Genomic DNA, 19,862 nt, shown 5'->3' with positions numbered 1-19,862 from the left:
TTTGGAGCGAGGCGTTCGGAGTTTAGCACCTGGAGTTTGGAATCGATAAAACAATTAACCGATTTATACAGTTCACCAATTAAACAACATAATAACCAAATATAAAACCAATTATTAACTATGGATTTTTTACAAAACAATTTAATTTACTGTATCCCGGCCCTGGGCCTTGTCGGGATTATAGTTATGATGATTAAAAGCGCCTGGGTAAACAAGCAAGATGCCGGTGATCAAAACATGCAAGAACTTGCGGGTTATATAGCCGATGGCGCGATGGCCTTTTTAAAAGCCGAATGGAGGGTGTTGAGCATTTTCGCTGTTTTTACAGCAGCGCTCCTGGCCTACTCGGGAACAATTACCGAAATTAAAGGTGTACCGATGCATTCGAGCTGGATTATCTCTATCTCTTTTATTATAGGAGCGGTATTTTCTGCAACTGCGGGTTATATCGGGATGAAATCTGCCACTAAAGCCAATGTTAGAACCACACAGGCGGCCAGAACAAGTTTAAAACAAGCATTAAAAGTTTCATTTACCGGCGGTACCGTAATGGGTTTAGGTGTTGCCGGACTTGCCGTTTTAGGTTTAGGCGGTTTATTTATTGTGTTTTTACAGGTATTTCATGTAACCAGTGCCAACAGCACCGAAATGAGAACTGCTATTGAGGTTTTAACCGGTTTCTCTTTAGGAGCCGAATCAATAGCCTTGTTTGCCCGTGTTGGTGGTGGTATATATACTAAGGCTGCCGATGTTGGTGCCGATTTAGTAGGTAAAGTAGAAGCTGGAATTCCGGAAGATGATGTGCGTAACCCTGCAACCATTGCCGATAACGTTGGCGATAACGTGGGTGACGTAGCAGGTATGGGTGCCGATTTGTTTGGTTCTTATGTAGCAACGATATTGGCCACTATGGTCCTAGGACAAGAAATTACCGTAACTGATAAATTTGGCGGCATGTCTCCTATCCTTTTGCCAATGGTAATATGTGGTCTGGGAATTTTATTTTCGATTGTGGGCACTTGGTTTGTAACCATTAAAGATGATAAATCAAATGTTCAGACGGCATTAAACTTAGGTAACTGGTCATCAATTTTAATTACGGCAATAGCCTCATTCTTTATTGTAAAATGGATGCTGCCAGAAACCCTAAACTTACGTGGTTATGAGTTTTCGAGCATTAATGTATTTTACGCCATTATTGTTGGTTTAGTAGTGGGTACGATTATGAGTATTGTTACCGAATATTTTACTGCAATGGGCAAAGGACCTGTAAATTCTATTATCCAGCAATCATCAACAGGGCATGCAACCAATATTATTGCGGGTTTAGCGGTCGGGATGAAATCGACCGTGATTCCGATTTTAGTATTGGCTGGAGGGATTATGTTATCCTATCATTTTGCAGGTTTATATGGTGTGGCTATTGCGGCAGCAGGAATGATGGCTACAACAGCTATGCAATTGGCTATTGATGCTTTCGGACCAATTGCAGATAATGCAGGTGGCATCGCCGAAATGAGCCAGTTACCGCCGGAAGTGCGCGAACGTACCGATAATTTAGATGCGGTTGGAAATACAACTGCAGCAACCGGTAAAGGATTTGCTATTGCCTCTGCAGCCTTAACTTCTTTAGCTTTATTTGCAGCTTTTGTAGGTATTGCAGGTATTACTGCTATCGATATATATAAGGCACCTGTTCTTGCCGGCTTGTTTGTTGGCGGTATGATTCCGTTTATCTTTTCTGCACTTTGCATTCAGGCAGTGGGTAAAGCAGCCATGGATATGGTTCAGGAAGTTCGCCGCCAGTTTAGGGAAATTCCTGGTATTATGGAATATAAAGCGAAACCAGAATATGAAAAATGCGTGGCCATTTCAACTAAAGCATCCATCCGCGAAATGATGATGCCTGGTGCTATTGCCTTAATTACCCCAATAATTGTTGGCTTTACTTTTGGCCCGGAAGTTTTGGGCGGATTGCTAGCCGGAGTAACCGTTACGGGTGTATTAATGGGTATTTTTCAAAGCAATGCAGGTGGCGCCTGGGATAATGCCAAAAAATCTTTTGAACAAGGTGTAATGATTAATGGCGAAATGCACTATAAAAAATCAGAACCACATAAAGCTTCTGTAACTGGTGATACGGTTGGAGATCCTTTTAAAGATACTTCAGGCCCTTCCATGAACATTTTAATCAAATTAATGTCTATTGTTTCACTGGTTATCGCTCCATACATCGCAGTTAAGGCGATTGCAAGCGAACACAAGCTAGAAGTTAGAAAAGAAATCAGAATTGAGCAAAAAACGGATAGTTTAGGACACATAATTACCGATACTTTAACAAATACAACCGATACATTAAGTCGTTAGTTGTAAAATCATGGATATAATAAAAGTAAAAGGGATTTTTAACCAAAATCCCTTTTACTTTTCCGTAATTTTTAATTACGTTTGGAGCTGAATTAATCTAAACAAAAACTATAATATGGGTTTATTTACTAAAAAGCCAATGCATCTATTGCTTGAAGAAGCAGGCGATTCAGGCAAAGGCTTAAAGCGTACACTTAGTGCAGGTGCATTAGTTGCATTAGGTGTTGGGGCTATTATTGGTGCCGGGCTATTTGTTCGTACTGCTGCTGCAGCCGCTCAAAATGCTGGACCATCAGTTACAATCGGTTTTATAATAGCAGCAATAGGCTGCGCTTTGGCTGGCTTATGTTATGCTGAGCTCTCATCTTCTATTCCAATCTCTGGTAGTGCGTATACTTATACTTATGCTACCATGGGTGAGCTAATGGCTTGGGTTATTGGCTGGGATTTAGTACTAGAGTATGCTGTTGGAGCTGCTACTGTGGGTATAGCCTGGAGTGAGTATCTGAATAAATTATTGGTAGAAGTATTACATACCTCACCCATACCCTACGAGTGGTGCCACTCGCCTTTTCAATCGCATCCAGATGGTACCGTAAATGGAATTATGAATCTTCCTGCTTTGTTTATCGTAGGCTTGTTAAGTTTGCTTTTAATTAAAGGAACATCAGAATCTGCTTTTGTAAACGGTTTAATTGTTATTACTAAAGTGGGTATTGTGATCTTAATCATTATTTTAGGCTGGGGCTTTATACACGAATCTAACCACCATCCGTATATTCCGGCTGCTACAACTTATGTAGATCATGCAGGTATTAGCCATAGCTTTGGTGGTTTCTGGGGCATTATTGGCGCTGCCGGAACCGTATTCTTTGCCTTTATCGGTTTTGATGCCGTAAGTACTGCCGCTCAGGAAACTAAAAACCCTAAAACAGCAATGCCAATTGGTATTTTAGGATCGTTAGCCGTTTGTACCATATTATACATTTTATTTGCACACGTTTTAACAGGAATTGCACCAGTTGAGTTTTTCAGAACTAAAGGTGGTGAAGCTTCTGTTGTAGCTGCAATTAGCGAATATATGACTGGATACTCATGGTTATCTAAATTAGTAACCGTAGCAATTTTAGCAGGTTTCTCTTCGGTAATTTTGGTGATGTTATTAGGCCAAAGCCGTGTATTTTATTCAATGAGTAAAGATGGGTTATTACCTAAAATGTTCAGTGATTTACACCCTAAATTTAAAACACCTTATAAAGCAAACTTAGTAATCTTGGTAATTGTAGGTTTATTTGCTGCATTTATCCCTGGCGATGTAGTTGGCGATATGACGAGTATCGGTACATTATTTGCATTTATGCTTGTTTGTATTGCGGTAATTATCTTAAGAAAAACAGATCCGGATCTTCCTCGTCAGTTTAGGACACCTTGGGTACCTTTAGTTCCAATTTTAGGTGTTCTTGCCTGCGGTTTAATGATCCTTGGTTTAGGATGGACAAACTGGTTAAGATTATTTGGCTGGTTAGCATTAGGATTTATCATTTACTTTGGATACAGTAAAAAGAATTCACATTTGAAAGACGCTAAATAAGTTATATTTTCAAAAAATTTAAAGCCTCGACAAAAAGTCGGGGCTTTTTTGTGTTAAATAATTGTTAATAAAACTACCTTTGCAAAAAAATGAAAACATGTACCGCAATTCTGCCAAAATTAAACGCGTTTATTTCTCCTTAACCATTGTTTTGCTTTTCATTTCCGTTGCCGGATATGCACAAAGAACAATTAACGATGTAATGGATTCTACAACGGTTAATCATTTGCTCATTATTTCAAAGAAATATGGTTCGTTATCTTTTAGCGGATACCTGCAGCCTCAATTCCAGGTTGCACAAGCAAATGGTGCACAAGCAGAATATCAAGGCGGAAACTTTGGCGAGTTTACCAATAACCGGTTTAGATTAAGAAGGGGGCGTTTAAGGGCAGATTACATGATGTTAACGGATGACGGCAGTCCTTCTACCTATTTTGTACTTCAATTTGATGGTACGGAACAGGGCGTAGCGATAAGGGATTTTTGGGGACGTTATTACGAAAATAAATGGAAGATACTGGCGGTTACATTAGGGCTCTCAGGCCGTCCGTTTGGGAACGAACTGCAATTATCTTCTTCAGTGAGGGAAGCCCCGGAGCGCGGCCGGATGTCGCAAATTTTAATGAAAACAGAACGAGATCTGGGGGTTACCTTTACGCTAAACCCGCGGTGGAAAGATGCCAGACTTAAAAACTTTGTATTCGATTTTGGCATTTACAACGGACAAGGCTTAGCTGGGGCAGGAGAATTTGATAACAGTAAAGATTTTATCTTCAGATTAAGCCATAAAACTTATGCATTTAATAAATTTACCATTGCAGGCGGCATCAGTACTTTACAGGGCGGGTTAAATCACCGCTTACCCGTAAGTTATAAGATGGATAGAATCAACGACCAATGGAGAATGATGAAGGATTCGTCGGCTAATACCATCAATCAGGTTGCCCCAAGGAGATATTATGGTGCCGATATTCAACTGGCTACAAAAACCAAGAGCTGGAAATCTGAGTTAAGGGCAGAAGTGGTATCAGGCTTACAAACAGGCACTTCAACAACATCAACCACACCAGGCTCCTACCCTGTTGACAGTAAATCGGTAGCGCTACCATATTATACGAGAACTTTTAACGGTGCTTACCTTACCTTTGTACAAACCTTAAACAGCACCGATAACCAGATCATTCTAAAATACGATTGGTACGATCCCAATTCAAAAGTAAAAGGCTTGGATATTTACAGCGACCGTGGACTTTCTCCTGCCGATGTTCGTTTTGATACTTTTGGCTTTGGTTTTCTACACCACTTTAACCCACATTTTAAAGCGGTGCTTTATTACGATATCATTAAAAACGAATCGACCCAAATTGAGGGCTATACCGCTGATAGAAAGGATAATGTGCTCACTTTAAGAACACAGTTCTATTTCTAACAAATAACTGCACAATTGAGGAATTGATACAAATTCCGCTACCTTTGCTTAAAATTGCGCTGCTATGAAATTTGATTTTATGACGTTCAACTTAAGCCAGATCCTATCGACAACGATGGTGCTCTTTGCTATTATCGACATTTTAGGCGCAATCCCTGTTGTGATCGAGCTGCGCAGAAAAGCAGGTCATATCGAATCAGAAAAAGCATCGCTCGTGGCTACAGGCTTAATGATTTTATTTTTGTTTGTTGGAGAATCGCTGTTAAAAGTAATCGGACTTGATGTAGAATCTTTCGCTATTGCGGGTTCATTTGTAATATTTTTTATTGCCATGGAAATGGTATTGGGATTAACCATTTTCAAAGAAGAAGCTCCCGAAACAGTCTCTATTGTTCCATTAGCCTTCCCGCTAATTGCCGGAGCCGGTACAATGACCACTTTGCTATCGTTAAAAACAGAATACCATACCCAGAATATTTTAGTGGGCATTATACTCAATATGTTGTTTGTTTATTTTGTATTGAAAAATACCAACAGACTGGAAAAACTCTTCGGAAAATCAGGCTTAAACATCTTACGTAAAGCATTTGGCGTAATTTTATTGGCTATAGCGATTAAATTGTTCAGGAATAATACGGGGCTTTAGTAGGTCCATCTAGATCGTCATTTCGACTGAAGCCTACCAATTCTTCATTGGTAGCGAAATGGAGAAATCTTTAAATGTAAGTTCAAAGATTTCTCCACTACGGTCGCAATGACGATCATTATTAAATGACAATCCTCCAATCAATCTGTAACAATAATTCCCTATATTCATCTAAACATAAAGCTTACATCATGAACAGCTTTGAAGAATATACCTTAATTATCGGAGCAATAGCCGTTTTAATCGAAGCGGTGAAATACTTCAAAAAGAATTTCAAATCCTGGTTTGAACATACGTAATGTCGCTTTAAGTGAGCGTCATGCTGAATTTATTTCAGCATCTATATGTTAAGACCCTGAAATAAATTCAGGGTGACGAACCGAGTGATTAATCCTGGCTCTTCTTAATCAATCTCGCTACAAACATCGTATCGGCATTGTTTTCATAACCCTTTATCAATTCCATCTTTTCCAGTTCTAATGGCAATGTATCAATCATGTGCTGAACAATGGCTTCGTTTTCTTCGGCAAAGACAGAGCAGGTAATATAAATTAAGGGCTTACCTGGCTTCAAATATTTTACAATATTTTGGACAATTCCCTTCTGGATGCCCGCAAATTGATTAATTTTCCGTTCCTCGAAAAAGGTGAGCATTTCGGGTGTCCTCCCCCATGTTCCGGAACCAGTACAAGGGGCATCTAAAATGATCCCGTCGAATTGATAGTGATGTAAAACCTGATCATTGTTCTGTAAAAGATCCAGTTCTTTCTTATGATACTTTTTAATGCCCGCCAAACGGAAACGTTCATCTAAGTTTAAGAGTATGCTTTCTCTCAGATCAGAAACCAAGAGTTCGATAACAGGCTCCAAACTATGCAACAGCAATGTTTTCCCACCAGATGCCGCGCAACAATCCCACCATTTATCCCATTTGTTCGGTTTAAAATAATTACCTGTATGCTGAGAAGATAAATCCTGAACCTGATAACTGCCTTCTTTTAAAACGGTTTCAAGCTTGGTTCCATTGGGTAATGCCAAAGCGGTTTCAGAAATAGCTTTAACCGCAACGTTTTCATCTTCTAATTTTGCAACAATAGCTGCAGATTCATCAGCTGCTACCCTGATAAACAGATCTGGCTGTTTGAAGAATGAGGTAGAAAAAGCTTCCTGATCTAATTCATCAGATAGATTTGCATGAAACGGGTATACCTCCTGCAAATCAAAATCTGGATACCTGGTTTTAATGATGGATAATTTTTCTTCCAGCGACAGTATAATGCTGTCCTTTAATTCTGGCAGATTCTTTTCAACAATAAGACTTAGCGTATCGTGGCATAAGAAATCGGCAATGCTTAAACGTTCTTCGGGGGGAAGTGCCGGTAAAGTCTTACCTAATCTAAAAAAGCTATAGATATGCCTTGTAGCCCATCTCCTATCTGAGGAACCCATTTGCTTATGCTGCTTAAAATAGGCTGGCAGAAAACGATGCAAAGGCAAACTTCCATCATAATTATTCAAAATCTGTTCAAAGGCTCTTAACTGATGATCTGCTCTCATGCAATAATTAAAATGGAAGAAAAAATTATAGAATTACTCAACTACGTTTAACGCAAAGTTTTTAAACTTCAGTAACATTAAACTGGTGTTAATATAGCCTAATTTTTCATCATGAATAAATGAAAAGTTATTATGGAGGCCTTTATATTTATCTTTTACCAGATATTCTCTATAATCTTCCCCGTAAGTGCTTAATAGTTTACCAAAGTAATAGCCTACATCAAATCCCTTAAAGGCATATTCCCCAGGCTCAAATCCATACCTGTAGCGATATTTTTTAATAAAGGCCACAACAGCACTGCTTTTGTAGTCTATTTTATAAGAAGAGCTGATAATGGTATTTAGATCTTGTAGTTTATCGGTAGAATAATTTTGTTTTACCCAGTTAGGATGGCCGAATAAATTAATACTATAACCACCCGTAGGCAGATGCTTTAATTTATACAATTTTTCTACTGTTGGTACTACAAAAGTCCTGTCGGATGAAGTAAGCACCACTACATATTCTTTACCTTTAATCATTTTCGTTTCAAAAGTATAGGCCGAAGCATACTCCTGTACCACGAACCTGGTATTGGCTTGAAAATAGTTCCTGATCGGTGCGGCAAATTGCTCGTCTTCTGTTTTCTTAGGGTTAATCAGTACCACTATGGTATTGGCAGGGTTATAATTTTTAGCAATATAGGTGGCTATCTTTTTTCCATGTAAACCAATATTATTTACAATGGAGACCAGATTTGGATTATTAAATTCGGCAGGTTCGGAAGCAGCCAGAGGAGATACGATAATTGCATTATTTTCTTTGGCATAATTGGAGATAAATTTCAATCCATCAGGAAAAACCGGACCAATAATTAAATTGCTTTGTTTAAAACGTTCATTTTTATACAATACAGATATATGTGCATTATCATCCTGGGTATCAAAAACATTTAGTTTAAAATTTAAACCCTGAGTCGCAGCAGAATCCAATCCCAACCTAAAGCCCTGATAAAAATCGATAGGCATGGCATATTTCTCGATATCGGCTTTTGTGGCTGTTTTTAAATTTAGCTCATCCAGTTTAAAGGGAACAAGCAAGGAAACACTTGCCTGCGAAAACTTTTTGATCGGCTTTTTATCTGCCGGTTTTTCTTTTTCAACTGGTTTACTTGTTTCGGGTTTGGGTGTCTTGATTTTAGGCGAACAAGCACTCAAAATTACCGCAAACAAAACCAACAACCAATAAACCCTCTTGAAATTCATACCTATCATTTTTAACAAAATATGCTAGCAAAGTTTATTCCACCTTGCTAGCATAAGCATATTATTTGTATATCGACTCCCGACTAATGACTCAGGACTCTGAACTAAAAACTATTCCCACTCTATAGTTGCAGGTGGTTTAGAGCTAATATCGTATACCACTCTATTGATTCCTTTAACTTTATTGATGATTTCGTTAGAAATTTTAGCCAGTACCGGATAAGGTAAATGACACCAATCTGCAGTCATACCATCAAGTGATTCAACGGCTCTTAATGCAATTACATTCTCATAAGTACGTTCATCGCCCATTACACCAACAGAACGTACCGGTAAAAAGATTGCCCCTGCCTGCCATACCTGATCGTAAAGGCCAGCTTCTTTCAAATTATCAATATAAATCTTATCTGCATCTTGTAAGATAGCTACTTTTTCCGGGGTTACCTCTCCGATAATACGGATGCCTAAACCTGGTCCTGGGAAAGGGTGGCGGCCTAAAATAAACGTCTCTAAACCTAAAGCCTTACCTACTCTTCTTACTTCATCTTTAAACAACGTTTTAAGCGGTTCTACCACTTTAAGTTTCATGAAATCTGGCAAACCGCCCACATTATGGTGCGATTTAATGGTTGCTGATGGACCTTTAACTGAAATCGACTCAATAATATCGGGGTAAATTGTACCTTGTGCTAACCACTTCACATCTTGAATCAGATGAGATTCTTCGTCGAAAACTTCGATAAATACACGGCCAATAATTTTACGTTTTGTTTCCGGATCTTCTACCCCAGCTAATTGACCCAAGAATTTATCCTTTGCATCAACGCCTTTAATATTTAAGCCAAAATCTTTGTACTGCTCTAAAACACTTTCATACTCGTTTTTACGCAATAAACCATTATCAACAAATATACAATGTAGGTTTGTGCCAATGGCTTTATGTAAAAGTACCGCAGCAACACTGCTGTCAACACCACCCGAAAGTGCCAAAACAACCTTATCGTTACCTACGGTTGCTTTAATATCGGCAATGGTAGTTTCAACAAAAGCAGCAGAAGTCCAGTCCTGGCTACATCCGCAAATATCAACCAGGAAGTTTTCTAAAAGGATTTTTCCATCAATACTATGCGTTACTTCAGGGTGAAACTGGATAGCATAAGTATCCGAATCTTTAATGTGATAAGCTGCCACTTTAACGCTATCGGTACTGGCAATCAATTCAAAATTTTCAGGAATATCGGTAATGGTATCGCCATGACTCATCCAAACTTGTGAATCGATATTGATACCTTTAAATAATTTATTCTCCTGGTTTACAAAATTCAGGTTAGCACGACCATACTCGCGGGTTGAAGATGGCTGAACCGCACCACCAGAATGTTGGGCAATATATTGTGCACCATAACAAACAGCCAATAACGGATATTTTAAATGGTATTTTGATAAATCGATTTGAGGTGCATCTTCCTGGCGGACAGAATAAGGACTACCTGAAAAAATAACTCCTTTTACATCAGGCGTAACCTCAGGAAGATTGTTATATGGATATATTTCACAGTAAATATTTAGTTCGCGAACCCTACGAGCGATGAGTTGTGTAAATTGCGAACCAAAATCGACGATAATGATTTTTTCTTGCATCCGCAAAGGTACCAATTAGATATGAGATTTGAAGGCGGAGATTTGAGATTTTTGAAGGAAAAAGTCCGAAGTCGGTAGTCCTGAGTCCGAAGCCAGTTTGGAGTTGAGCGTTTGGCGTTTGGAGTAAATTAACCGGTTTAAACAGTTAACCGATTAACCAGTATAACTAAAAAGTCCGAAGTCGATTAACTGATTTAAACAATTAACCAGTAAACTACTTGCCGTCACCAATTAACTAATGACAAATGAACCACTGGACAATAATCACCAAACAACTTTTAATCCTGCTGATCGGTATTTATTAATGTCTTCGTCTTTGCTAATTAAGGTTATATCTTTCTTAATAGCTTGCCATATCAACATCCGATCAAAAGGGTCTCGATGCCAGTTCGCATTTAAGTGATGGTAATTAGCCACATCATCAGGTAAAAGGGGCAAAAGCTCGTAACCGGCCTCAATTGCGAGTTCAGGTAAAGCCTCTGGTATGATTCTCAAAATATCTAGTTTATTTATTGAATGTTTCAAAGATATTTCCCAAAAACTTATCGTACTTACTAGAATTGTATTTTTCTTGTTCTTTAAAATTTCCATGCAGACATTCGAAAGCTTAGATGAATACATTAATGACCAAACTAATACATGGGTATCTAAGAGGTAAATCATAAGCCTAAGAATTCCTCTTCTGTAATCTTGAAATCATCTTTAAATATTATTTCGGCTTTCCCGTCAAGCATACCTATTTTACGCTCTTTATTGTTTTCTTCCAAATCAGGAACAAAATAACCAATAACCTCTTTTTTTCTTCCATATGTTACGGCAATACCAATACCTGCCTTAACATCTTCAAGTACTTCAGAAAAGTGAGCTTTAAATTCTCCAACAGACATTGTTTTCATAGCTAATAGATTTATAATCAAATATAAGCAAAACTTGTCAAGTTGTCAAGATGAAGCTGAGTTATGTTTAGATATAGACTTTGCTAAGCTGATATACTACTTGCAGTCACCAATGAACTAATGACAAATGAATCACTGAACCTTTATGATTCCATCAAAACCACCTCAACCCCAAACTTCCGTAAAAAATCTACACCTTCGTCGCTAGGTAAACCTTTATAAGCCGCATACGATTTAGAATAATACACCAATTTAATTCCTGATGATAGAATTAAGCGGGCGCAAGCAATACAAGGCGACAAGGTGGTATATAAGGTACAACCTTCTATTTTCGATCCGTTTTTAGACGCATACAGAATTGCATTTTCCTCAGCATGTAAGGCTAAAGAACAACTTCCCTTACTATCACGTGCACAGCCATGCTCTGGCCATTCTTCGTCACAGTTATGCGTACCAGCCGGCGGACCATTGTAACCAATAGAAATAATACGGGTATCTTTTGTGAGCACTGCACCGACATGGGCACGCACGCAGTGTGAGCGGGCTGCCAAATCGGTGGCGAGGTTCATAAATATCGAATCGAAACTGGGTTTATCTGTCATTATAGAAATTAAAAAAGCCACAAAGAAATAAATCTTTGTGGCCGCAAAATTACTTTATTAAAAATTAATGTCCACCAGAAATTTTTTGATCAAAGTTTATTCCTTGTGATCTTAATATTCCAGCCACTTTCCAGGCATAAAATGCTAAGTAAGCAAAACAGATAATCCCTACAACATAGCTGTATTGAATACCCGTAAACTCTGATACTGCACCCTGTGCCCAGCTAATAATACCACCGCCCATAATCATCATAATTAAGAAGCTACTTCCCTGACTGGTGTGTTTACCCAAACCACTTACGGCTAATGTAAAAATACAAGGCCATAATGTGCTACAGAACAAACCAACGCTTGTAATGGCGTAAACACTCACCATTCCTTTGGTAAGCATGCCGATTAATAGCGCAGTAATACCAATTGCCGAAAAAATCAATAACATTCTGGCTGGATTACCTTTACTCGCCATATCGGCAGCAATTAGCACCAATATAATTAAACCATACACATAAAAAGGAGCCAGGTCGTGTTTCGCAATAGCATTTACTGCTAAAAAAATACCAAACGCCAAATAAGGCGCAATAAACCTTAACACTTTTTGGGTGCTCACATTATCGGTAAATGCTTCAACGGCACCTGTCCAACGACCAATCATCATACTTGCCCAGTATAAAGAGATATAAGGGGCAATATCTTTAATGGCAAAACCTAAATCTTTCTCCATATAAGCTGGCAAGTTACTTGCTGTAGAAACCTCTACACCTACATAAACAAATATGGCAATCATACCCAAAACCAATTGAGGATATTGTAAAGCAGAGCCCTTAATCGATTTAGTATCCTCAACCACAGCTTCAACCAAAGCAGGTCTATCAGGCAACGATGACATTTTTAAGAAAATAGCAACCGCGATAAATGCAACACCCAAAATCAGGTAAGGAATTTTAACACTTTCTATGCTGATATTTGTGCTTGCATTTGCAGCAGAACCAAAAATGGCAAAACTTACAATAAGCGGCCCGATGGTTGTACCAAAGTTATTAATACCACCAGCAAGCGTTAAACGTTGCGAGCCTGTTTTAATTGGCCCTAACGCAATAGCCAATGGGTTGGCAACGGTTTGTTGTAACGAAAAGCCCAATGCTACAATAAATAAACCAGAAAGCATTAAAGGAAATGAATGCAGGTTTGCTGCAGGATAAAATAATAAAGTTCCAAGTGCAGAAATAACCAACCCTAGTGCCAACGAATTTTTATAGCCCAATTTGTTTACTATATCTTGCCCTATGATAACAGAAATACCATTATATATTAAAGCGCCCACGGTATAGGCAATGTAAAATGCCAATGAAACCAATTGGCTTTCAGCCTGTGATAAATCAAAAGCTTTTTTAAATACCGGTATTAAAATATCATTACTGGCGGCTACAAAGCCCCAAAAAAAGAATACCGTGACCAAAGGAATAAACTGCCCCCATTTGGTTTGTGCTTGTTCTGAACTCATTTTTTAAATTTAGTTTTAGTGGCTCTAAACATAAATAAAAAAAAATGAAAACCAGTAAATTTTATGCAACCAATGCAACAAAAATAAATGTTATATGTTTAGGTATAAAATTGCATATTCGCATATTATAAACAATACAATGCATGTTTGAAGCCATATTACTAGGTATAGGAGCAGGGATTATTTCGTCGTTTTTAACAGGGCCGGTATTTTTTGCAATGATCAAAACCAGCATAGAGAGGGGCTTCAAAGCCGGGTTTTCCCTGGCCGTTGGCGTAATTATTAGTGATATTGTCTTAATTGGCCTCGTTCTTTTTGGCAGTCAATTTATCGATTATAAATCCGAATTTGATAAATACGTAGGCAGTATTGGTGGTGTTTTTCTGTTGGCCGTAGGTGTTTATTACCTCGTTTCCAAAATTACCGTTAATTACGATAGCTCAACTTTACAAAAGGTAAGTAAGCGGGGTTATGTGATAAAAGGATTTTTAATGTGTATCCTCACCCCCTCTACCTTAATGTTCTGGATTATTGTAAGCGGAATCATCTCGGTTAAATTGAACAATATGCTTAACGAAAAATTAGTCTGCTTTTTTATCGCCATGGCTACCCAATTGAGCATAGATGGTGCAAAGAGTTTTTATTCTAGTAAACTCCGTTATAAAATAAAGGAAGATGCGCTTAAAAAACTAAATAAAATCGCAGGTGTCGTGATCATCTTCTTTGCCATTTGGCTCATCGTTAAAACGTACCTTAAGTTTTACGCATAGGTTTTTACCACAGATATACCTAGCATTTTAGCCACGGAAACACAGAACACATGGAATTTCCTCACGTTCTGTCACCCTTAGCGGAGTCGAAAGGCAGACAAAAATTGCTAAACCAGAGTTTTCTGTTTTTTTTGAAAAGCAGGTGCATTGCTGCTATTAAGCGTTAGTCCTGCCAATGCTTCAAGTCCTCACTCGTTCCTCACTCCGGGCTTTCCGCGAATGTCAGGTTTAGATTGAGTAAGACAGCAGTAAAAATCTACATTTCTTCCACCATGGTTCGTGTCCTCACGAACCGCTAAATCACCAACTTCTGTTCTCTAATATATTAGTAGGAACAATAAAACAGATCCTGAAATAAATTCAGGATGACGGACAGTTGAGAAAACAATTAAACCTTCACGAAGTTAATTAATGTTGCCTTTGTGTCTTGGTGGTTAAAATATTGAAAATCGGGTACTATTAAACATTTCCGCCGTGGTTCGTGTCCTCACGAACCACTAAATTATCAACTCTGTTCTCTAATATATTAACAGGAATAATAAAATAGATCCTAAAATAAATTCAGGATGACGCAGAGGGCAGCTATGTCACCCTGAGGGATAATTTCTTGTATAAGAATCAATATAAATGGCAAGAGATTTTAAGGAGATAAATCTTCTCAGATTATCGTCATTGCGAGAAGGCTTTTTCAGCCGACGAAGCAATCTTTATAGCAGGAAAGATTGCTTCGTCGTTCCTCCTCGCAATGACGACCCTTTCTTATGGAATCTGTCAATGGTAGCGGAGTCGAAGGGCTCTGTTTTCTCTGTGCGAACTCCGTGTTCTCCGTGGTAAAAAAAGCACAAAAAAATAGCCCATATTACTATGAGCTATTTGTTATTCAAGTCCCTTTAGGCGATATAGGGCTAATAAGCCCTTTGGTTATTTCCTTCTTTCCAGTTAACAAAAGCTTTATTTACCACTTTGTTTCCACCTGGGGTTGGATAATTTCCTGAGAAATACCAATCTCCTTTGTTTTTCGGACAAGCTTCGTGCAGGTTCTCTAAACTTTGGTAAATTACTTCAACCTCAGCAACAGTACCTTTTGGGGTAATAATCTGTGCAATTTTAGCCGAGATTTCTTCAGGAGTAAACGGCTTATAAATTTCCTTAACGTGATTTACAATTTCCTCTTTAGGTAAAAGTAATGAGGCTTTACATTTGGTATAAACATCTTCAATCACCTGCCACATACCACGCTCCGTTAGCAACTGAATAGCCGCATCGAAAGCAACAAACTGTCCCATCCTGCTCATATCGATACCATAACAATCAGGGTAACGAATCTGAGGTGCGGAAGAAACAATAATAATTTTCTTAGGATGTAAACGGTCAACAATTTTAATGATACTTTGTTTTAAGGTAGTACCACGCACAATAGAATCATCAAGCGCAACTAAAGTATCCTGATGGTTGTTGATAATACCATAAGTAGTATCATAAACATGCGCCACCATTTCACTACGGTCTGCATCCTGAGTAATAAAGGTCCTCAGTTTTACATCCTTAACCGCTAACTTTTCTACACGAGGTGCTAAAGATAACAAGTCATCAAGTTGTTGATCTGTTAGTGTTTCTTTCTTATGTAAGAGTATATCTTTCTGGTGCCTGCGCACATATTGCTGAACACCATCAACCATTCCAAAAAACGCAACTTCTGCTGTATTTGGGATAAATGAGAATACCGTATTTTTTAAATCGTAATTAACCGCCTGAAGAATTTTATCACTCAATAAACGGCCTAACTGCTTACGCTCACGGTAAATTTCTACATCACTTCCTTTTGAGAAATAAATGCGCTCGAACGAGCATGATAATCTTTCGGTAGGCTCTCGGAATTGCTCCATGCTTACCTCTCCGTTTTTCTTGATAATTAAAGCGTGACCGGGATCGATCTCTTTAACATCTTTAAACTGGATATTAAATGCAGTTTGTAAAGCTGGTCTTTCTGAAGCCGCTACAACAATCTCATCATCATAATAATAATACGCCGGACGGATACCTGCCGGATCGCGCATAATGAACGAATCGCCATTACCCACCATGCCACAGATAGAATAACCTCCATCCCAGGTTTTGGCTGAGCGGCGAAGAATGTTCGCGATATCTAAGTTATCAGATATTTTGTGTGTAATTGCAACGTTATCATGACCTTCTTTTTTATACTGATCGAAAAGCTCCTGGTTCTCATCATCTAAAAAGTGACCGATTTTCTCCAATACTGTAACGGTATCTGCTTTTTCTTTAGGATGCTGACCTAACTCGTACAATTGTTCCAATAACTCATCAACATTCGTCATGTTAAAGTTACCCGCAATAACCAAGTTACGTGTCATCCAGTTGTTTTGCCTTAAAAAAGGGTGGCAATTTTCGATACTGTTTTTACCATGTGTACCATAACGCAAATGGCCCATTAACACCTCGCCGATAAAGCTTACGTTGTTTTTGAGCCATTCTGTATCCTGCATTAGTTCAGGTGTGTTTTCTTGGATATCGACAAATTTGTTCTGTACATATTCGAAAATATCAGCTACCGCATTAGATGCCATGCTCCGGTATCGGCTAATGTACCTACTGCCCGGTTTCATATCCAGTTTAATGGTGGCAATACCTGCGCCATCCTGGCCCCGGTTATGCTGTTTTTCCATTAAAAGGTATAATTTATTAAGGCCGTAAAGTGCTGTACCGTACTTTTGCTGGTAGTAAGAAAGTGGTTTTAACAGGCGAATAAAAGCGATTCCGCATTCGTGTTTTATCTGATCACTCATTGTGTGGGTTTGAAGCCGCAAAGTTATCCTTTTAACTTGTTACAACCTAAAGAAAAATGTTTTCTTTTATTATGATGAGTTTAGGCTGACAGATGACTATTAAAGCCTTCCATTTGCCTTTCTAGCTTAAAAACAATTATCGCAGTTGGCAATTTTCAGTTTTCAGTTAGCAATGGACAATTAACCGATTAACCAAATTTCAGTTGACAGTTAGCCATTTGCGGTTCACAATTAACCTATTTCAGTTTACACTTGTCAGTTAACAATTTAGCAATCCAACAATCTATCTTAATCAACAGTTAAGCAGTTAACCGATTAATCATGGTTCAGTTTATAGTTGGCAGTTTACAGTTGGCGGTTTACAGTTGGCGGTTTACAGCTAAACAATTAACCGACAACATCAACAATTAAACAATCATTCTATGCGATTCCAATGTCTCTCCAAAAAAAATAGAGGCATGTTCATCAAAAGCTAAAGGATCGCCGCTGGTATAAAAAGATTTCTTTCCCTGTTTTACTAATTTTTGTTCCATTTCAGGATGTCTCTTTAAATAATCAACTAAACTATTGGCTACAATCTCGCCTTGCGTTAAAACGCTTATATGGTCAGGGAATACTTTCCTCAGTTTAGGCATTAATAAAGGGTAGTGCGTACAGGCCAATAATACACAATCGATGTCTGCCGATTGGCGCAATAACTGATCGCAATATTCATTGATAAAAAAATCTGCTCCTGGTTGTAAGTGTTCGTTGTTTTCGATCAGCGGAACCCACATTGGGCAGCTTTGCTGGTAAACCTTAATCTCAGGAAAAAATTTATTGATCTCTAAAAGATAAGATTGAGAATTAACCGTCCCCCTGGTTCCCATTACACCAACTTGTTTTGTGGTTGTATATCCATCTATAACCTCTGCAGTGGGTCTGATTACACCCAACACTCTTCTATCAGGATAATTAGCAGGAAGATCTATTTGCTGGATCGTTCTAAGCGCTTTTGCTGAAGCTGTATTGCAGGCCAGGATAACCAAATGGCATCCTTTAGCAAAAAGCCATTCAACGCATTCTAAAGTATATTTATAAATGGTATCAAAAGAATGATCGCCATAGGGTGAACGGGCATTATCACCCAAATAGATATAATTGTAATCAGGCAATTTATCGGCAATAGAACGAAAAACCGTTAAACCACCGTAACCTGAATCGAAAATACCTATTGGAGATGACTGCATTGTGTTGGAAAGTTGAAATGTTAGAAAGTTGTAAAGTTAGTTGAAAATTGGAATGTTTTAGTGTTGGTTAGCATGTTGTAAAGTTGAAATGTTTAGCACTCTTGAACAAAAACTTCCAACAAGAAAATCGTCATTTCGAGCGGAGTGCAACGTAGTCGAGAACCCGAAGGCTCAGCGAAGCTAAATCTATCAAGTATAGATCTCTCCATTTCGCTGCGCTTCAGTCGAGATGACGACAGTCCAGATAAATCTGTAATTGGTAAATCCTTCAAAAACAAAAAAGCGGAACTAAGTTAAACTTAATTCCGCAGTATCGTGTTTCTTGACTTGAGACTAAGGACTCAAGACTATGGACTGAAAGACTACTTTTTAGGTGCTGCTGGTTTTGCAGCAGTTGCAGTAATTCCTAATTTAGTTTTTACTGAAGCAGTAATATCATCACCACCTTCCCAGAAAACTAAGTTGTTGCCACCTTGTCCGTTTGCAATATCGAAAACGTAAGCAAGGCCTTTTTCTTTTGCTACAGCTGAAATTGCAGTTGCAACTTTAGCTTGAATTGGTTGGAACAATTCACCTTGTTTAGTACCTATATCTTGTGAAGCTTTAGTACGGGCATCAGTAATGCGTTTTTCTAAATCCTGTAATTCCTGGCCTGCAGTTTGTAATTCTTTACCCACTGTTTCTTTATTAGCTTCACTTAAAGTCTTTTCTTTAGCCTGAGCTGCTGCCAATTTTCCCTGATATTCTTTGATCATTGCATCAATATCAGCTTGTTTTTGTTTACCTAAGGTCTCTAAAGTTCCTTGAGCTGCTTTAGCCTCTGGTAAATTTGCAAATACCTCCTCAGAATTAATGTGACCCAATTTTTGTTGTGCACTTGCCATATTCGCTGTAAACAATAAACCTGCTGTTACAAAGAATACGTTAATTAACTTTCTCATCGTTCTATTTTACTTTTTTATTTTTTCTAATTGTTTTTTTTCTAAAAATCAGGGGCGAATATACTAATTATTTACAGTCCCTGGTTTATAACCTAATTTTACAATTACATCATTACTAACATCGTAACTGCTACTTGCATAAATCATCATTGTTGCTTCACTACTCTTGTCGAAAATGAAGTCTAGATATTTAGATTTTGCAATCTGTTTAATAGCCTCGGCAACTTTATCCTGGATAGGTTTAATTAATTTTACCCTGCTTTGAAAAAGATCCCCATCTGGCCCAAATTTGGAACGTTGAAATTCCTTAGCCTGCTTTTCTTTTTCTATAATTTCGTTTTCACGGCGTTTACGCATATCATCAGTTAATAAAACCTGATCGGCCTGATAAGCCTTGTACATCCGGTCTATTTCAGAAAAATTCTGATCTACTTGTTGCTGCCATTGTTTTGAGGCAACATCTAACTGACTTAATGCCGATTTATATTCTGGTAAATGCTTCAAAATATACTCCGTGTCTACATAAGCAAACTTCTGTGCAAAGGCACCAAAAGAAGTGCAAAGTAGGAATGCGATAAAAAGATATTTTTTCATCCTGTTAATAATTGTTTTTTAAGGGCGATGAAGCTATCATGATTTT

Annotated in this window: 16 protein-coding genes; 5 read left to right on the top strand and 11 right to left on the bottom strand. The window is 38.2% G+C overall.

All coding sequences use genetic code 11. The features are described from left to right. Positions 1–120: 120 nt before the first annotated feature. The 4 genes from QF042_RS07755 to QF042_RS07740 all read left to right on the top strand — a co-directional run bounded on the left by QF042_RS07755 (position 121) and on the right by QF042_RS07740 (position 6,033). Entirely contained in the window at positions 121–2,367 is a 2,247-nt protein-coding gene (locus QF042_RS07755; RefSeq protein WP_307526942.1) for a sodium-translocating pyrophosphatase, read from the top strand. 115 nt (positions 2,368–2,482) lie between these two features. After that, a complete protein-coding gene (locus QF042_RS07750; protein WP_307526941.1) occupies positions 2,483–3,958 on the top strand; it encodes an amino acid permease in 1,476 nt (491 codons plus the stop codon). Between the two features lie 97 nt (positions 3,959–4,055). Further along, the gene (locus tag QF042_RS07745; RefSeq protein WP_307526939.1) at positions 4,056–5,387 is read left to right on the top strand and encodes a porin; all 1,332 of its coding nucleotides are present in this window, start codon (positions 4,056–4,058) and stop codon (positions 5,385–5,387) included. A gap of 79 nt (positions 5,388–5,466) precedes the next feature. Beyond that, positions 5,467–6,033 carry a MarC family protein gene (locus QF042_RS07740; protein ID WP_029274105.1) on the top strand — a complete coding sequence of 189 codons (567 nt, stop codon included), beginning with the start codon at positions 5,467–5,469 and terminating at the stop codon, positions 6,031–6,033. Between the two features lie 387 nt (positions 6,034–6,420). On the opposite strand, the gene QF042_RS07735 is transcribed toward QF042_RS07740, so the two are convergent. The 7 genes from QF042_RS07735 to QF042_RS07705 form a co-directional block, all read right to left on the bottom strand. Beyond that, on the bottom strand, positions 6,421–7,590 hold the full coding sequence (locus QF042_RS07735) for an RsmB/NOP family class I SAM-dependent RNA methyltransferase (RefSeq protein ID WP_307526937.1): 1,170 nt from the start codon (positions 7,588–7,590) through the stop codon (positions 6,421–6,423). Between the two features lie 33 nt (positions 7,591–7,623). Beyond that, positions 7,624–8,835: an ABC transporter substrate-binding protein gene (locus QF042_RS07730; protein WP_307526935.1), complete on the bottom strand. Its 1,212-nt coding sequence runs from the start codon at positions 8,833–8,835 to the stop codon at positions 7,624–7,626. Positions 8,836–8,946: 111 nt separating this feature from the next. Further along, positions 8,947–10,476 carry a glutamine-hydrolyzing GMP synthase gene (guaA, locus tag QF042_RS07725; protein ID WP_307526933.1) on the bottom strand — a complete coding sequence of 510 codons (1,530 nt, stop codon included), beginning with the start codon at positions 10,474–10,476 and terminating at the stop codon, positions 8,947–8,949. A 264-nt stretch (positions 10,477–10,740) separates the two neighbouring features. Then, positions 10,741–11,139, bottom strand: a complete 399-nt coding sequence (locus tag QF042_RS07720; protein WP_307526931.1) for a type II toxin-antitoxin system VapC family toxin — start codon at positions 11,137–11,139, stop codon at positions 10,741–10,743. After that, entirely contained in the window at positions 11,136–11,372 is a 237-nt protein-coding gene (locus QF042_RS07715; protein WP_307526929.1) for a type II toxin-antitoxin system Phd/YefM family antitoxin, read from the bottom strand. Before QF042_RS07715 ends, QF042_RS07720 begins: the two co-directional genes overlap by 4 nt. Before the next feature lie 143 nt (positions 11,373–11,515). Then, positions 11,516–11,974 (bottom strand): dCMP deaminase family protein, encoded by a 459-nt coding sequence (locus QF042_RS07710; RefSeq protein ID WP_131530401.1) that lies wholly within the window; start codon positions 11,972–11,974, stop codon positions 11,516–11,518. A 64-nt stretch (positions 11,975–12,038) separates the two neighbouring features. Continuing rightward, the gene (locus tag QF042_RS07705) at positions 12,039–13,475 is read right to left on the bottom strand and encodes an MFS transporter (RefSeq protein ID WP_307526926.1); all 1,437 of its coding nucleotides are present in this window, start codon (positions 13,473–13,475) and stop codon (positions 12,039–12,041) included. Positions 13,476–13,618: 143 nt separating this feature from the next. Between QF042_RS07705 and QF042_RS07700 the strand changes: the two genes are divergently transcribed. Beyond that, positions 13,619–14,245, top strand: a complete 627-nt coding sequence (locus QF042_RS07700; RefSeq protein WP_307526924.1) for a LysE family translocator — start codon at positions 13,619–13,621, stop codon at positions 14,243–14,245. 905 nt (positions 14,246–15,150) lie between these two features. Here the strand turns inward: QF042_RS07700 and QF042_RS07695 are convergent. The 4 genes from QF042_RS07695 to QF042_RS07680 all read right to left on the bottom strand — a co-directional run bounded on the left by QF042_RS07695 (position 15,151) and on the right by QF042_RS07680 (position 19,816). Next, on the bottom strand, positions 15,151–17,052 hold the full coding sequence (locus QF042_RS07695; protein ID WP_307526922.1) for an amidophosphoribosyltransferase: 1,902 nt from the start codon (positions 17,050–17,052) through the stop codon (positions 15,151–15,153). 407 nt (positions 17,053–17,459) lie between these two features. Next, entirely contained in the window at positions 17,460–18,281 is an 822-nt protein-coding gene (murI, locus tag QF042_RS07690; protein ID WP_307526920.1) for a glutamate racemase, read from the bottom strand. Positions 18,282–18,643: 362 nt separating this feature from the next. Next, the gene (locus tag QF042_RS07685) at positions 18,644–19,222 is read right to left on the bottom strand and encodes an OmpH family outer membrane protein (RefSeq protein ID WP_307526919.1); all 579 of its coding nucleotides are present in this window, start codon (positions 19,220–19,222) and stop codon (positions 18,644–18,646) included. 63 nt (positions 19,223–19,285) lie between these two features. Next, on the bottom strand, positions 19,286–19,816 hold the full coding sequence (locus QF042_RS07680) for an OmpH family outer membrane protein (RefSeq protein ID WP_121283542.1): 531 nt from the start codon (positions 19,814–19,816) through the stop codon (positions 19,286–19,288). Positions 19,817–19,862: the final 46 nt, after the last annotated feature.

Origin of the sequence: Pedobacter sp. W3I1, assembly GCF_030816015.1 — a bacterium.
Lineage (GTDB): Bacteria > Bacteroidota > Bacteroidia > Sphingobacteriales > Sphingobacteriaceae > Pedobacter.
The sequence above is the reverse complement of the archived record's forward strand: the minus strand, read 5'-3'. Positions and strand labels throughout refer to the sequence as shown.

Coding starts and splice junctions, on each gene's coding strand:
- QF042_RS07755 (WP_307526942.1), top strand. CDS start 121: ATGGATTTTTTACAAAACAATTTAATTTACTGTATCCCGGCCCTGGGC.
- QF042_RS07750 (WP_307526941.1), top strand. CDS start 2,483: ATGGGTTTATTTACTAAAAAGCCAATGCATCTATTGCTTGAAGAAGCA.
- QF042_RS07745 (WP_307526939.1), top strand. CDS start 4,056: ATGTACCGCAATTCTGCCAAAATTAAACGCGTTTATTTCTCCTTAACC.
- QF042_RS07740 (WP_029274105.1), top strand. CDS start 5,467: ATGACGTTCAACTTAAGCCAGATCCTATCGACAACGATGGTGCTCTTT.
- QF042_RS07735 (WP_307526937.1), bottom strand. CDS start 7,590: ATGAGAGCAGATCATCAGTTAAGAGCCTTTGAACAGATTTTGAATAAT.
- QF042_RS07730 (WP_307526935.1), bottom strand. CDS start 8,835: ATGAATTTCAAGAGGGTTTATTGGTTGTTGGTTTTGTTTGCGGTAATT.
- guaA (WP_307526933.1), bottom strand. CDS start 10,476: ATGCAAGAAAAAATCATTATCGTCGATTTTGGTTCGCAATTTACACAA.
- QF042_RS07720 (WP_307526931.1), bottom strand. CDS start 11,139: ATGATTTACCTCTTAGATACCCATGTATTAGTTTGGTCATTAATGTAT.
- QF042_RS07715 (WP_307526929.1), bottom strand. CDS start 11,372: ATGAAAACAATGTCTGTTGGAGAATTTAAAGCTCACTTTTCTGAAGTA.
- QF042_RS07710 (WP_131530401.1), bottom strand. CDS start 11,974: ATGACAGATAAACCCAGTTTCGATTCGATATTTATGAACCTCGCCACC.
- QF042_RS07705 (WP_307526926.1), bottom strand. CDS start 13,475: ATGAGTTCAGAACAAGCACAAACCAAATGGGGGCAGTTTATTCCTTTG.
- QF042_RS07700 (WP_307526924.1), top strand. CDS start 13,619: ATGTTTGAAGCCATATTACTAGGTATAGGAGCAGGGATTATTTCGTCG.
- QF042_RS07695 (WP_307526922.1), bottom strand. CDS start 17,052: ATGAGTGATCAGATAAAACACGAATGCGGAATCGCTTTTATTCGCCTG.
- murI (WP_307526920.1), bottom strand. CDS start 18,281: ATGCAGTCATCTCCAATAGGTATTTTCGATTCAGGTTACGGTGGTTTA.
- QF042_RS07685 (WP_307526919.1), bottom strand. CDS start 19,222: ATGAGAAAGTTAATTAACGTATTCTTTGTAACAGCAGGTTTATTGTTT.
- QF042_RS07680 (WP_121283542.1), bottom strand. CDS start 19,816: ATGAAAAAATATCTTTTTATCGCATTCCTACTTTGCACTTCTTTTGGT.